Below are 16,157 nucleotides of genomic sequence, written 5' to 3' on the forward strand. Positions count from 1 at the left end.
CACAGGAAATTCCACAAACAAAAAATCCTACATAATTGTAGGATACAACGGGTCGTTATACGAAAATGTAGGCTTATAAAACTAAGGATCCGATGATATAAATTTCATCGGACCGGCAATATTCAACCACGCCTTCAGCGTGGGTATTCACTACGTTCATCAACCTGACATTGCATGTCAGGTTACAGTCAGAGAGGCTTTCAGCCTCAGTTATACACATTCTGCAGGTTAACTCAAGTCCGAAGGACTGAGCGGACTTAACCCGGTACTCAGTGCCGGGTGCTAGCTGGGTGTGCCGGATCAGCCTGTAGGGCTGACTGAAAAACTTGACAACTTCACCTGAATGTATTAACTTTAAAAACACCTTAAAATTCTAAACCATGAGTCAGTCATTATCACAGATTTATGTTCATCTTACATTTGGCACTAAAGAAAGGCATCCTTATATCAAGGATCAGGTAAAACACAGATTACATCAATTTATCGGCGGAATATTACGATCACAGGAATCTCCGTCTGTCATAATTAATTCCGTGCCAGATCACATTCACATACTGTTTAAACTTTCAAAAAATTATGCCCTTACGGATGTGATTAAGGAGGTAAAAGCGCGTTCATCAAAATGGCTAAAGGACTTTGGAGGTGATTATTCTACATTTACGTGGCAAAGAGGTTATGGTGCATTCTCGGTGAATTACATGAATCTGGAAAAAGTTATTAATTACATTAAAGATCAGGAGAGCCACCACAAATACAAATCGTTTAGAGAGGAAGTTGAGGAATTCGTTAAACAGTTCAATATTATCAACTACGATCCTGAATACTTCTGGAACTGAATTCCAACCACACCTTCAGCGTGGGTATTCACTACGTTCATCAACCTGACATTGCATGTCAGGTTGCAGTCAGAGAGGCTTTCAGCCTCAGTAATACACATTCTGCAGGTCAACTCAAGTCCGAAGGACAAAGCGAACTTAACCCGGTACGAAGTGCCGGGTGCTGGCTGGCGTGCCGGATCAGCCTGTAGGGCTGACTGAAACCATGTACTAAATTATTATCCCTGATGTTGTTTATTGAGCAAATCAAGAACCGTTTTTACAGGATTAAATGTTGTGGCAGGTACTTCAACAAATGCCGTATTCCAGTCACTCATAGCTCCATTCCATAATCCGGGTAACTCCATCGCTTTCAAGACTTTTCCGCCCTGAGATTTCTCTGCAATAAAACCCGTATCTGGATCTCTGTATGTCATCAGATCGAATTTGTTTCCTTTAAAATCCCTGACCCCACAAACAAGGTCCGTAATATTGGCATATTTTGACGAGCTCAGAATATCGACCTGTGCCGGGTTATCCAGGTTAACCTGTGCTGTTTCAACCAACTGCAGGCTTTCTGAACCATCAGGATGCTTCACCCAGAACGGGCCACCACCGGTATTGCTGCTTTGGATCACCCCACAAATTCTCAAAGGCCTGTTAAGTTTAGTGTACAGAAAAGCCGCCTTTTCCTTTTCACTCAACTCATTAAATAATCCGGGTATTTTATACCCTAGTTTGGTATCCATGAAATGCAGGATTTCTTTTTCCATGTCTCCCTCAATTGACTGGGAATTATTAAGTATCCTGCAATAGTCAAATATTTTTTCCTGAATGTCAATTAATACACCACCCAGAGCTTTTTTATAATCAATGGTATCCTGAATTAGCCACTGTGCAGCAACATTGTCAATATTCTTGATAAAGATGATATCTGCATCAATAGCATCCAGATTCTGTAACAGTGCGCCATGGCCTCCCGGACGGAATAATAATTCTCCATTTTCTTTTCTGACCAGTTGATTATCAAGATCTACAGCAATAGTATCCGTAACTTTATCCTGTATGGAAAAGGTAATCTCATAATGCTTATTAAACTGTTTTTCCAGTACGGGAACCGATTTTGCCAGGTATGATTTGATGAGATCCATATGTTCCTCTGAAACCGTAAAATGTAAGGAAACCTTATTGTCTGATCCGGCACAATATAACGAACCTTCTACCAAATGTTCATCAATGGCTTTAGCCGTATTCCCATCCGTATATTTATGAAACGTCAATAAAGCTTTAGGTAAGTTTCCGTAACTGAGTCCATCATCCGATAATAAAAGTTCAACTACCTTCTTATCCTTGTTTTTAATGAGATTATCTGCATCATTTCCCAACAGAGCTTTTAATTCTTCTGAAAATGCGAAACGGCCAATTCCGCTAAAAAAAGCCTGTACATCCCTGTCATCACTGCTGACCTGTCCTTCAAGAAAGTTATAAAGATTTTTAAACATCCTGCTTGCAGCTCCTGATGCAGGAACAAACTTCACCAGTTGCCTGCCTTCACTTTCAGTTTCATATTTTGCAATGTATTGTTTCAATTCATCAGCGGATAGTTTATAAAGTCCGTTTCCCTCTGAAATAGTGCTGTATAATTTAATATCGGGAAACCCGTTAACAAAACGATCCAATTGAGAGGTTACTTCTTCCGGCTGTTTACCAAGTGCTTTTATCTGAGCCAAATCATGCTGAGCAAATTCCATGTTGTCAAAAAATTAATGAGGTAATAATTAAGAAATCGCTTTAAAAAAGCGATTCAATTCGTTATTGGTACAAAGATATATTATTCAAATGTTTGATAAAACCGGATCGCTATTTATATTAATCTTTCAACCACACTTTCAGCGTGGATATTCACTTCGTTCATCAACCTGACATTGCATGTCAGGTTGTAGTCATAGAGGCTTTCAGCCTCAAATTAAATAATATACCTGTTGAAAAAACAATCCGAAGAACTGAACTATTTTAACGGGTGTGTGTATAAAGAAATAGGACGCCGGATCAGAATGAAGAGCTGACTGATGTACAATCCGAATCTAATTTATAGTCTTAATTGTTGTTGATGCACTGTTTAAGCCTTCAGAATTGACTGTCAATGTTATATCACCGGATTTTCGCAGACTCTTAACGACTACCATTGCACGCCCATGCCATGCATTTCGTATCGTCCCAACGTATAATGTTTTATCCTTCAGGTCAGCATTATCCACGCCTATAATCTCTCCGGGACCTTTAATACTAAATACCATTTCATTTTCTGCATTGGGATCAACAAATCCTTTGTCATCCGTTAATTCAACAATAATGTAGGATAAATCCTGACCATCAGCCGAAATGGTGGCGCGATCCGGATTTAAACGAATTCCCGTAGCCTGTCCGGCCGTATTCAGTTCAACCTTTTCTATCTCTTTACCGTTTGTTACGCCAACTGCTTTAAGTGTCCCCGCCTGATACGGTACTGAAAACGTTGCTTTAAACTGCTGATCAACCGAAATTTTTTGTTCTGCAATCAAAGAATTATTCAGATACAGCCTTACTGATGGAAATTTGCTATACACTTCAACCTCAATGTCCTTTCCTTCATGTCCCGGCCAGGTCCAGCTTTCCCAGGTAGGCCATACAGCCCACATAGTTAATCGGATCTGCCCGTTATCCGGATTTGGTTCTTTTACCGCCATATACAGCTTTTCGGTATCATTGTAAAGCATGCTACGATAATGCGAAATAGGTTTACGCCAACCGGTAAGATCTATATCGCCACAATAGGCACCATGCCACGGATAAAGATTGGCCTCCCAATGTTCTCCACGTGGTTCTCCCGGATAATAATAACGTCCTATCCCGGATTCACCAAGGTAATCCATGGCAGTCCAAACAAAATCACCGATGATATAATTGTGCTTGCTGACCAGGCTCCAGATATTAAATGCATTTCGGGGATAGGACTCAGTATTTACAATAATCCTATCCGGCACACGCTTATGATCAGACTCTGCCATATGGAGTTGATAATTGTAACCACACACATCGTGAACTGCCATCAATGGATCAAAAATCTCCCATCCCTGTCCCCATGTGGTCATAGCCGAAGTTACCGGACGTGTCGGATCAATCTCTCTGACTTTATCTGCAAGCATTTTTGCTGTTTCAACAGCTTCCGGTTTGGTGCGTTCTATAATTTCATTCCCTATGCTCCACATAATAACTGATGGATGGTTCCTGTCTCTCAGCACCATAGATGAGAGATCATGCTCCCAATATTCATCAAAATAGATGGAATAATCATACGGAGCCTGTGGTGCTTTTGCAGTCCTCCAACCATCAAAAGCCTCATCAATAACAAGTAAACCTAAACGATCGCAGGCGTCCAAAAATGCCTGTGAAGGTGGATTGTGAGACGTTCTTACAGCATTGAATCCAGCCTCTTTTAATAATTCAACTTTTCTTTCTTCGGCACGGTCATATGCTTTGGCTCCCAGACAACCGTTGTCATGATGCACACAACCACCGTTGAGTAAAACTTTCTCGCCATTCAATAAAAAGCCTTCTTCAGCACTGAAACTGATTGAACGAATCCCGAAATTCTGAACTTCCCGATCCGTTATGATATCACCTTTTTTAATCTGAATCTGTGCCCTGTAAAGGTTTGGTTCATCCGTAGTCCATAATAACGGATCCTTTACATTCAATTCCTGTTCAATTTCCTTTTCCGAATTTGCAGGAAGTACTACTGTGACATCATTTGCGCCTGACTCCTTCTTGTTTTTATCTGAAATCCGTGTTGCCAATACAATTTCCTGATCCTCATTTGTTTCATTTTTTACCAATGTCCGGATATTTACTACTGCTTTCGTTTCACTAACATCAGGCGTTGTAACAGCGATCCCCCACTGACCAATGTGAACTGAGTCTGTCACCACCATCCACACATGCCGGTATATGCCCGAACCACTATACCAGCGACAGTTCTTCTGTTTTGAATTATCCACTTTAACGGCCAGCACATTATCACCTTCTTTCAGGTAGGGCGTCAGGTCCCTATAAAATGAGGTATATCCGTAGGGTTGACTCCCAAGTGCCTGTCCGTTGATAAATACCCGGGCATTCATATAAACACCACCAAAATATGCGGATACAAGTTTACCCTTCCAGTCTTCCGGCATTTGAAATGTTTTGCGATACCAGCCTGCTCCCATCGGATAAAAGCCGCCTTCCCCTTCTGAAGGGTTGTTGATATCTGATTTTCCCTCAATGCTCCAGTCGTGTGGCAAATCAAGATGGCGCCATCCGGAATCGTCAAAATCCGGTTTTGCGGCATCAGGATAATCACCCAATGCAAATTTCCAATCGAAATCGAACAATTGTTTTCTTTCAGGATTTTCATTTTGCTGCTCTGATGCATTGCTACATGCAGAAATAACTAAAACTGTGAGCAGCAGACTGAAGAATTTTTTAGCCATCGTCATTTTATTAATCTTATTTTATCCTCCCGCAAAATTTAGAGAACTGCTTTCAGTTGCTTTATACTTCCTTTAGCTATGACCTCAATCAAAACTGTACCCTTTGCACCGATTTTCTCCACATCAGAAGATGCCGTAAATTCATCCAGCTTTCGACCGTTTATATTATATACAACTACTTTATCTCCCTGATGTAAACCATTAAGATAATTCAATCCGCCCATAGATGTAATCCATAACTTCAGGGTTATTGTTTCTCCGCTAAGAGCTGTGTGATCCTTTGTTACCGTTACAGATACCGGGTTAGTTACGGAAGAACTGAACAAGGTATTCCCACCGTAGCTAGCAGTAAAGGTATAGTTACCTTCTGTCAGTAACACGGTACTATATTCGGCCACCCCTGAAGCATTCAACTCAATGTTTGCAATAAGAGAATCATTCTGATAGATCTGTACCCAGCCACTTATTGTATCTGTTGTTTCAGCTGTTTTGCTCACATCCACTGTGAGGGTCAGATTTTCATCTTCCATAATTTCTGCTGCCGATGCAGACAAATTAGCTTCAACATCAGCCGACCTGCCAATTGCAGATACACGATACAAGCCTGCACCATGAGTTGCCATGGAAGGAGCAAACTCAGAACCTGAGTAAGTTCCCAAATCTTCCTTAGCCCACATATCCCTGATACTGCATGATCCATTAAAACCCAAATCAACCAGATTCAATGGAATACTAAGGCTGTCTTTCACTGAGGGATCCTGTGTATAAACCAAAAATTCTATTGTAACACCATCAGGAGCATTCAGAACTTCATCATCAAATCCACAGAATGTTTTAAATGTTGTGTATCCGGTCGGGAGATTAAATTCTATGATTGAATACGAATTGACTCCAAACCCATTTGTGTAACTTTTGCCATTCACCCTAAGTGTATTACCATCAAGGCTCAGGTTTTTCCTGACACTAGCCCAGCCACTTGTAGCACTTACCCAGTTTAATGAGGTCAGCAGCAATGAATCTCCGTTCTCCATATAAATAGCAGGATTAATCCAGTCACCGTGGTCATAATTAAAATTATCACCGGCATCAGTCACCACCAGATAGAGCTTTTCCGCACCTGTAATATCAGCCATCAGTGTATCTCCTTCACGGCCAATTGTCCTGCTGATTCGTCCGCTGTTCGCCAGTGCTGTATGCACATTTACCTCACGAACCGTAGGATCCTGGTTGGCAATCATAAACTCAACTGTTGAACCGCAGGCCTGGCTTGTACCGCCAATATCAAGTCCGGCAAAAGCTTTAAAGCCTACAGTATTTTCAGGAATACTGTATAGCACGATGGACTGAGGATGCGTCCCCAGACCTTTTGCATATGTAGTTCCTTTCACATTTAATGTACCACCTGAAATACTTTTATTCTTCTGAACCGAATTCCAACCTGCCGAGGCGTATTCCCAGTCCATATCGGAAAGCAATGTTGAATCACCGTTATCAAAATAAATATACGGACTGATCCAGTCAGCATGATCACAATCGTAACCGTCTCCCGCATCCGTAACAATAAGGTATAATTCTTTACTCCCGGCGGGAATACTGATATCTATATTCACACCATAGCCATCCGTTAATGTGGATATCGTACCGCTGCGGTACAGCAAATCTTTTGTGCTGACAAAACCATCACCTCCACTGTTAAACAAGGCCACAAACTTATCACCTGTTACCGGATCATCAGCAGTCCAGCTCACCACTTCATTTTCCTTGTACCACTCTTTGTTATTGACTGACAATTTGTGCATTCCCAGTACCTCCTTATTGGTAATGAGCGAATCTGTAAAACTCTGGTTATCCGGCAGATTACCACCAAACATCAGTGGCGAACGAAAAATGCTCCACAAGGTCATCAGGGTATATTGTTCCGGTTCAGTAAAATTGGTATACCGGTTGGTAGCACGTTCGCCGCGAATAAATTTTCCTAATGGAAGCATATCAGCATCCGGCCATCCACCCGGGGAGATATAAGGTGCCCATTCGGCACACTTTGTAAAAGAATAATTCAGCTGACTCCAGTTATCCCAGAAATCATCCACTGTTCGCCACATATTGGCATGATTCTTTGCATGATCGTGCTCATCCAGCGGTGTTGCTCCGGGCGACATGCTTAAGACCATTGGTCTGCCACTGTTATCAATGGCATTACGAATCATCTCAATTTCATCCGAATGATATGGACGTGAAAGGTCATCTACTTTTACAAAGTCCACACCCCACGAAGCATACAATTCAAAAATAGAATTATAGTATTCCTGAGCTCCGTCTTTAGTGGCATCAACCGTATAGTTGTCCTGCAACCAGGTACACAATGTGTTTGTGTTGTAAATATCGGCTGCCGTTTTTGACTCGTACCCTTTTATCGGCAAAGAATTTGTTATAGCCTTTCTCGGTACGCCGCGCATGATGTGTATTCCGAATTTCAATCCTTTGGCATGTATATAATCTGCCAGAGGTTTAAACCCGGCTCCATTGGCTGCTGAAGGAAACCGTGTTGGAGAAGGCATATACCGACCGTATTCATCGTATATGAAAGTTGAATTATTAAAGCTATTATAAGAACCTGAAGTCTGGTTATCTACATACCAGCGAATATCCACAACAATATATTCCCAACCATAATCCTTCAGATTTTCAGCCATATAATCTGCATTAGCCTTTACTTCAGATTCTACAACCGACGGTCCAAAACAGTCCCAGCTGTTCCAACCCATTGGTGGAGTTACAGCCCACTTCTGAAACGGAAGTTCTTTCCCTGTCTGGGCAAAAGTAAAAGGAGAAATGAGAACTAAAAGAATTATAAGTTTTAACGGTTTCATAATTATATAAATTCAGTTATTTGTAGTTATGCAGATTTGATATTGAGGACAGTATTTATTTAACCGGAGTAATGCGATACAAGCCAGCACCATGTGCATTTATTACAGGTTGAACTTCAGATGCGCGAAAGGTACCAAGGTCCTTTTGTTGCCATAAATCACGAATCTTACATTTACCTTTATAGCCTAGTTTGTTTAAATCGAGAGGAATCGGTACTGCGTACGTTTCCATATCAGGCTTCGGATCAACAACAGAAACCATAAATTCCACAGTAGAGCCATCACCAACATGACCTGTTCCTCCAATATCAAGACCGCCAAAAGCTTTAAACCGCACACTGTTTTCAGGAATCAGGTATTTTATAATTGATTGCGAATGTGTACCGATGCCATTTTTATATTCTGTCCCTTTAACGTTTAAAGCTCTTGCCGTAACGCTTTTGTTTTTATGCACTTCGCCCCATCCTGCTTTTGCTGAAACCCACGAAAGATCGGCTAGCTGAACAGAATCACCATTAGACAGATATATCAACGGGTTTATCCAGTCAGCATGGTCATAATTATATCCATCACCATTATCATCCACTATCAGATATAATTCCTTGCTTCCCTCCGGCAATTTAATATCAATATATTCACCATAACCATCTGTAAGCCTTGATACTGTTCCACTGCGGTACAATAGTTTATTGGAACTTACAAACTCATTTCCACCTATATTGAATAAGCCCACAAATTTATCTTTACCCTTAGGATCGTCAGCAGTCCAGGCAACTTTATCGTTCCGGTTGAACCATTCTTTATTGTTTACTGAAGCATTATGCACATAAAGAACTTCCTCGTTAGTCAATAAAGAATTTGTAAAATCATCATTATCAGGCAAGTGACCGCCAAACATAAGCGGCGATTTAAACATAGTCCATAAGGTCATCAGTGTATACTGCTCGTCTTTAGTGAAATTGGTGTACCTGTCTGCTCCCCTTTCACCGCGAATTGATAAATGTCCCAAAGGCAACATATCTGCATCGGGCCAGGCGCCGGGTGATATGTAAGGGGCCCATTCGGCACATTTACCAAAGGAATAGTTCAGCTGCGTCCAGTTATCCCAAAAATCGTCAATGGTACGCCACATATTGGCATGGTTTTTTGCATGTTCATGCTGATCCAGTGGTGTGGCACCCGGTGACATACTAAACACAATTGGTCTGCCGGTCTGATCAATAGCATTGCGAATCATTTCTATTTCATCGGCATGATAGGGTCTGGATAAATCATCAACCTTAATAAAATCAACTCCCCACGATGCGTATAGGTCAAGAATAGAATTATAATACTCCTGTGCCCCTGCTTTCCCTTTTACAACCGTAAAATTATCCTTTAACCAGGTACATTCCAATTTATTGGAATATATCTGATCCGCCGTTATATCAGTACCCAAAACCGGCATTTTATTATAAACAGCTTCCTTTGGAACCCCGCGCATGATATGTATACCGAATTTTAATCCTAATCCGTGCACATAATCAGCCAGTGGTTTAAATCCGGCTCCGTTAGCTGCAGAAGGGAAACGTTTAGGTGATGGCATATATCGTCCGTATTTATCCAAAACAAAGTCAGAGTTTCTGTAGGCATTGTAATGCCCCGTGGTTTGATTTTCAACATACCAGCGAATATCAACCACTATATACTGCCAACCAAATTTTTTCAGATTATCAGCCATATAATCGGCATTGGCTTTGACTTCAGATTCCACAACAGAAGGACCAAAGCAATCCCAGCTGTTCCAACCCATGGGAGGTATCAGTGCCCATTCATGAAAATCGCTACCCGTCTGTGCGTTTACAGAACCAAACAGAACTATCGCTAAAAGTACAAGTCTAAAGGTTTTCATAGAAAAATAGTTAGTTATATGTTTATCCTTTATGTATCCAAATTATTTGTAATACAATATTCAATTCTGTAAAAATAAGAATATTGTAATGATAATTAACTTTTTAATCGATGCCTTCACTCTCCAACACTTCCACCGGAACAAATTCAAGAAAATCGAACATAAATTCACCTGTACGTGCCGCTTTTACACTGAATGTATGTGTTCCAGCTTCGTCAAAGGTATAAATCCCCAGAATTCTCCGAAGGTATCCGTCATTAATTCGTGCATTACCTGCAAACCATGTATTAAGTGCTGGCTGAAAACTTGCCGGTCCTTTCATATATCCACGGTTCCGCATCATCTTATCATTTTCATATCCATAAGGATCCGAAGGATCCTCACCGGGTCGCACGTATCCGATATTGGGATTGTTTGCAAATATGGTTAAATCCAAAGGGATTCCACAGGGTATTCCATCCCAGTAGAGTTGAGCTGCTCCTCTTTTAGTCTCAACTTTCCATCCAAAACGGACCTCATATGTTCCTGCCGGGATTGCCGGAGTGGTGATCGAGAAATCATATAAGCCTTTTAAATAAACCTCATCCCCCTGAAAGTCAAGAAATCTCTGATCAAAATCATAATACGCAAATTCAGTGCCTTCCGAAGTTGTCACCCTGTCAATATAGCCCTGAGGGAGTATCCATAAAACCGAAGGGTAGCCTTCCTTATTCAGATTACCTCTTAAGTTATTATTGGTAAGCTCAGGGAAAAAGCTGGCTGCATCCATTCGCAGTCGCTTACCCGAAATATGGCTTGCACAAGCAAAATCGTAAGCCATAATTTTATCAATCTCGTGGTAAACCCCGTTTAAAGCATCATTATCATAATTTGTTGGCACAATCCTGATCGCATCATTTGCCGATTCAACCATATTGAATATGTTATACTCACTGGTTGCACGATTTGTTCTTACTTCCATTAACGTATTCGGACACATTGTTTCGATGTACTCAAACATATCGTATGTTTTTATCGAGTGTCCGGTATTATCAAGATCAATGATAAATTTTGAATAGTTAATCTGCTTGTTTATTAAGTGATATGCAATGAACCGGTTTAAACTGTTTTTGCGATCAGTCACATCTGAAATTCCGGCATCCTCAGGATACACCTGATCATAAATCTGAGCTGAATAGGCTTTTAAATCATCCAGGGAAACAATATCGTAAAGGGCATACGTTGAATCGCTCTCTACCAAAGCTGTATAACCATATTTTCTGGATTGCGGAATTTTGATTATTGATCCTACATCGGTAAAATCCTCATTCGTTGAATATCTGGAAGGATCATAGGATTTATCTTCAATCTTATTCAGGCTTTTGTCTAAACCGGTTGCCAGCAGAGCGCTGAAAAACAACGAAAACTTTTTATCTTCAGAGAGTGCCTCCACCAAAGTCTTTTCACTTGGATGTAATACTTCTCCAATTTTATGTATCATTCCATTATGAACTTCTATATTGGGTTTAATAATTGGAGAGGTTTTATTTATTCTAATGGTTAAGTCCCCTTCTGAAAAACTTTGATAGGACACAGCAATAAACCTGTCACTCATTGTTTTCTGACTAAGCCTGCCCTCTATAAAATCATTGGTCCCAAGTGAAAAACCCTGAATAATATGATCATATACGATTTTTTTCAATGTATCCATCGAAAAATCAGCCATGGATTTTTTTCCCTTATCTGCATAAAAATCCAACATAGCATCATTATCCGGGGCAAAACAGGTATATATACCGTACGCATTTAAGAGTCCCATAACCCGAGTTGTATCCAACAGTTTAACAAATTCGGAAAATTCATCCTGGTGAGAACTTAAATAGCCTCCGACTAAATCTCCGGTAAATGTGTAATAGCTCTCCTTTCCAATTTTATCACTGTCACATGAGTATAAAAGCACAAGGGAAAAAACTGTAAGAATAAATAATCCACGTGTAACGATGTGATAAGACCTCATTTTCATACCTAAAAAAATAAATAAATTCACGAACGACATTTTATAATTTATGATCGGCTAATTTAAAATACGCCCTAACTACATTCTCCCATATATGTTCAAATAATTGTCAATTTTTATTATGAATCGTACAAAACGCTTTTTAAAACAACAAATAAATACTATTTGAACCATTTTTGATTTTAGTATTCCGTCAAATCAGATAATAATATCGTCATCCAAATCTTAATTCGACCAATATATTCATAAAGACATCTTACTTTTTCAAACCAGTCAATTACAAAAGAGAATTAAAAATCTGGGGCTGTTCATACTTATAACGGGTTGATGAAAAATTTTAGTTTTTAACAGGACTGTTTACATTAGTTGATACGCTATAATGATCGTACATTTTACTCTTAATGACGAGAAAGTTATATTATCTGCCAGATTTATTATGAAAAAGAATCCCAGAATACCTTAATTTTGGTTGTTACAGAATCTAGTTTTTCAAAATATATTCTAATACTAATTAAAATATGATTATGATGAAATTTTTACAATCCCAAATCAAAACGTTAGCAGGTTCTTTCTTTTTTCTGGCATTGTTATTAACCAGTTTAAATCTCAGTGCTCAGAATCTGGATGAGGGTCTGATTTTACATTATACTTTTGAATCTGCACCGGATGGAGTGGTCCCTGATGTATCCGGTAATGGAAACGATGGTACACTAATGGAAACTGCATCAGTGGGTGTGGCAGACGATGGCAGAAATGCCTTAATGCTGGACGGGAATTCCGGCTATGTAAGTATAATACCTGAATTTGCAAATCAGTTCCTGGGGGCTGAAGGTTTCAGTATCTCATTCTGGATTTACACGGAAGTAGATCAATTAAATGAACATGTAATTGACTTTGCCAACACAACCGATCACATCATATTCTTATCTCCCCGTGACCATGCTTCCAGCGGTGGTCCAAGGTTTACGGTACACAGCGGTGATGACGGATGGCCGGCAGTAGGGAGAACGGAAGTAATGAATACCTATCAGTGGTATCATCTCACTGTTACTATCGATGGAAATGTTGGCAAATTGTACCTGAACGGACAAATTGGCAATACCAATAATAATATGGCCACAACACCGGCTACGATGAATCAGACACCAACAGAATTATGGATAGCACGGTCGCACTGGGGCGGTGATCCATACCTACAGGGCATGCTTTCTGATTTCCGTATCTACAACCGCGCTCTTACTGAGGATGAAGTTCTGGCTTTGGGTAGTGACCCTGAACTGGTAACGCAACAGTCCGCATTAGATCTCGGCGACCTCTCCAATGTAAGTTCTGATATAACCCTCCCTGAAATGATGGGAACAGATGTAACTGTTTCCTGGACCAGTTCTGATACATCCTATATTGATACGACTGGTCATGTGCTCCGTTATCCTGAAATGTATCCTATCCCTGTAATCCTAACCGCCTCACTGGAAAGGGATGTTAATGGCTTAACTTATCAAATGGAGAAAAAATTTACGGCTTATTTAGGTGCCACTAACCCGGGTCAGGATCTGGTTGCTGAGTGGGACTTCAGCCGGGATAACCTTGGTGATGATGGTGTAAGTATAGATGATATTTCCGGCAACGGGTTTGTAGGCTCCCTGGAAAATGAAGCATGGGTCCGTACCATCGGGGAAACTACACAATACGATGTGCTGGATATGGGTGAAGGAACTGGTTATTTTGATATGAGTGCTGCATTGGGCGAACACATTCATCAACTGGGCGAATATACCATCAGCTTATTCTTCAGGGTGAGTGAAGATTATACCGGAATAGGAAATAACGGAAACTTCTTCTGGTCTTTCTGTAATACCGAAGATATTTACAATGGCGGCGGTGCGATGTACTGGATGGGACGGAACATGGAATTTGCCATTATGAAAACTGACTACAATACACAACAAAGCACCGGGGGAAAAGGCACCGCACCACAAGGGGAATGGCATCATATTGCCTATGTTCAGGAAGGTGGAAACGGAACATTATACCTTGATGGAGATGTATTATCGGATGTTTCGATCACATACTTTCCCTACTCTGTAATTGCAAGAGACAGCGCTGATGGTGTGGCGATAAACGGAACACCATATAACTGGCTTGGACGTTCTCCATACCCTTCGGATGCATATTTGCAAAATACAGCCATGTATGATTTCAGGTTATACTCTATTCCGCTTTCACAGGATGAAATTAAACTCAGTAATCCGTTTGGAATCGGATTGGATGTATTAACCGTGATTGATGATCTGAACACTGCGTGGGATGAAAATAACAATGCCGGATATCCAGTGGAGCTCAATACAGAAAAAGATGCGTTGACATTAGGTGATTTAAGTGCAGTAACTTCCAATATTTCATTACCTTCTACAGGTAGTATTGACAACTCCATTACCATTACATGGTCTATCTCACCAGCCTTAATTACAACCACAGGGGTAGTAACAAGGCCTGATTATCTGGATACAGATGTAAAATTAACAGCTACCTTATCCAAGAACGGATATCGTACCGACACCACTTTTATTGCAACAGTTCTGGCTAATGAAGCTACAAAATATACCTCTGACCTTTTAGTTCATTTTAACTTTAGTCCTGAAAATGTCGAGGGCAATTTTGTGACAGATTTATCTGAGAAACATTTTAAAGGTGAGTTATTACGCGGCGCATGTATTGATACTGTACGTGGGGTAATGGATAATTATGGATTATTAAAATTATCAGGTGATTCATCCTATTTTGATATGGGAGATGATATTGGAAAAGTAATATATGGTCTGAAAGACGGCTTTTCAATCAGTGTATATTACTATATAAATGCAAGTAAAACCAATATTACCAGCAATGGAAACTTCCTGTATGCATTCTCTAACAGCGATTCATCAGCCTCATACAGGAATGGTTATATATTTGGACGAGCCAGTTATGATACCTATGCCATTTCACCCAAGCGCTGGGATGACGGGCAGGTGGGAACAGCCGGAACTGCGAATGCCACTACGTTAGGTGAATGGCATCATTATGCTTATGTTCAGGATGATACGTTAGGTTATGTTTACCTGGATGGAGTTGCGATAGATACTGCAACCATTAAGCTACTTCCAAATGCTACTTTACCTAAATCCGGAATGATTGGTACTTCTTATAACTTCCTTGGCAGATCCAATTTTGAAGGGGATGTTTACCTTGCCGGGGCAAAGATGTATGATTTCCAGATCTTCAATAAAAAACTTTCACCAAGTGATGTTGAAAACATGGCAGCGCTTTCTGCACAGGATGGAGATTTAACTGTTGGGTACCTGCTCGCCGATGCTGATGGTTATATTAATCGTTATTCACCTGTTCCTACCGGGGATGCAGTACAGTATGTTTATAAAGGCAGTACACTTGACTCATTAGTTGTTAAAGGAGATTCGGTAGCGCTTCTTACAGAAAATGTAAGGTTTAAATGGTACAGTTCTTCTAATGGTGTTGACTCATTAGATATGAATGAGGAAATTGTGCCGAATACTGTATATTATGCAAGTCAGGTTATCAACAATTATGAAGGAACGGAACGATTGCCGGTGTTGGTAAAAACAAAATGGTACACAGCTATTGACCGGAAAGTTACAGCTGGTGACGACCTTAGAATAGATACTTCTAAACCAGGTCTGATCAGAATCCTGGATCTGAAGGGGGACGAAAATGTTCATGTATACAACCTGGTTGGACGTCAGATCTCCGTTAAAAATACTGAAAGCATTTCGGTTGATCGTGGCATTTACATTGTTAAAGTTAATTCTCAGATTAAGAAAGTTTTTGTAAAATAACTATAACAAAATATCAATGTAAGTAAGGCTGCTATAAATGGCAGCCTTACTTTTTTATCAGAGTTATACATAACATTTAGTACATAAGCATAATAAAAATGTAAATTATGCAAAAACTATAAAACCTATTCACCATTCTAAGTGTTATACTATCTAATAATTTCTTACCCCGGAATAAAAACCGGAAATTTAGGTTTTCTGGAGTCAATATTGAACCGCCCCA

At 40.2% G+C, this 16,157-nt stretch carries 7 protein-coding genes; 2 read left to right on the plus strand and 5 right to left on the minus strand.

What is annotated here, in order from left to right:
• Window positions 1-380 precede the first annotated feature (380 nt).
• Window positions 381-836, plus strand: coding sequence for an IS200/IS605 family transposase (gene tnpA / locus ACE1ET_RS18345; RefSeq protein WP_375729876.1), 456 nt, complete (start codon window positions 381-383; stop codon window positions 834-836).
• Between the two features lie 218 nt (window positions 837-1,054).
• Here tnpA and ACE1ET_RS18350 read toward each other — a convergent pair whose 3' ends face one another.
• From ACE1ET_RS18350 to ACE1ET_RS18370, 5 genes are all read right to left on the minus strand, one after another.
• Window positions 1,055-2,566: a DUF4301 family protein gene (locus ACE1ET_RS18350; protein WP_375729877.1), complete on the minus strand. Its 1,512-nt coding sequence runs from the start codon at window positions 2,564-2,566 to the stop codon at window positions 1,055-1,057.
• 333 nt (window positions 2,567-2,899) lie between these two features.
• The gene (locus ACE1ET_RS18355) at window positions 2,900-5,323 is read right to left on the minus strand and encodes a glycoside hydrolase family 2 TIM barrel-domain containing protein (protein WP_375729878.1); all 2,424 of its coding nucleotides are present in this window, start codon (window positions 5,321-5,323) and stop codon (window positions 2,900-2,902) included.
• 38 nt (window positions 5,324-5,361) lie between these two features.
• Window positions 5,362-8,193, minus strand: a complete 2,832-nt coding sequence (locus ACE1ET_RS18360) for an NPCBM/NEW2 domain-containing protein (RefSeq protein WP_375729879.1) — start codon at window positions 8,191-8,193, stop codon at window positions 5,362-5,364.
• 55 nt (window positions 8,194-8,248) lie between these two features.
• On the minus strand, window positions 8,249-10,084 hold the full coding sequence (locus tag ACE1ET_RS18365) for an NPCBM/NEW2 domain-containing protein (protein WP_375729880.1): 1,836 nt from the start codon (window positions 10,082-10,084) through the stop codon (window positions 8,249-8,251).
• A gap of 103 nt (window positions 10,085-10,187) precedes the next feature.
• Window positions 10,188-12,086, minus strand: a complete 1,899-nt coding sequence (locus ACE1ET_RS18370; protein ID WP_375729881.1) for a fasciclin domain-containing protein — start codon at window positions 12,084-12,086, stop codon at window positions 10,188-10,190.
• A 518-nt stretch (window positions 12,087-12,604) separates the two neighbouring features.
• Here ACE1ET_RS18370 and ACE1ET_RS18375 point away from each other — a divergent pair.
• Window positions 12,605-15,934 (plus strand): LamG-like jellyroll fold domain-containing protein, encoded by a 3,330-nt coding sequence (locus ACE1ET_RS18375; RefSeq protein WP_375729882.1) that lies wholly within the window; start codon window positions 12,605-12,607, stop codon window positions 15,932-15,934.
• Window positions 15,935-16,157: the final 223 nt, after the last annotated feature.

Origin of the sequence: Quyinboa mangrovi, assembly GCF_042219825.1 — a bacterium.
Taxonomy (GTDB): domain Bacteria; phylum Bacteroidota; class Bacteroidia; order Bacteroidales; family UBA5342; genus JBHJHP01.

Bases quoted from the DNA above. Each gene is read 5' to 3' on its own strand.
- tnpA (WP_375729876.1), top strand. From the start codon at position 381: ATGAGTCAGTCATTATCACAGATTTATGTTCATCTTACATTTGGCACT.
- ACE1ET_RS18355 (WP_375729878.1), bottom strand. From the start codon at position 5,323: ATGGCTAAAAAATTCTTCAGTCTGCTGCTCACAGTTTTAGTTATTTCT.
- ACE1ET_RS18375 (WP_375729882.1), top strand. From the start codon at position 12,605: ATGATGAAATTTTTACAATCCCAAATCAAAACGTTAGCAGGTTCTTTC.
- ACE1ET_RS18350 (WP_375729877.1), bottom strand. From the start codon at position 2,566: ATGGAATTTGCTCAGCATGATTTGGCTCAGATAAAAGCACTTGGTAAA.
- ACE1ET_RS18370 (WP_375729881.1), bottom strand. From the start codon at position 12,086: ATGAAAATGAGGTCTTATCACATCGTTACACGTGGATTATTTATTCTT.
- ACE1ET_RS18360 (WP_375729879.1), bottom strand. From the start codon at position 8,193: ATGAAACCGTTAAAACTTATAATTCTTTTAGTTCTCATTTCTCCTTTT.
- ACE1ET_RS18365 (WP_375729880.1), bottom strand. From the start codon at position 10,084: ATGAAAACCTTTAGACTTGTACTTTTAGCGATAGTTCTGTTTGGTTCT.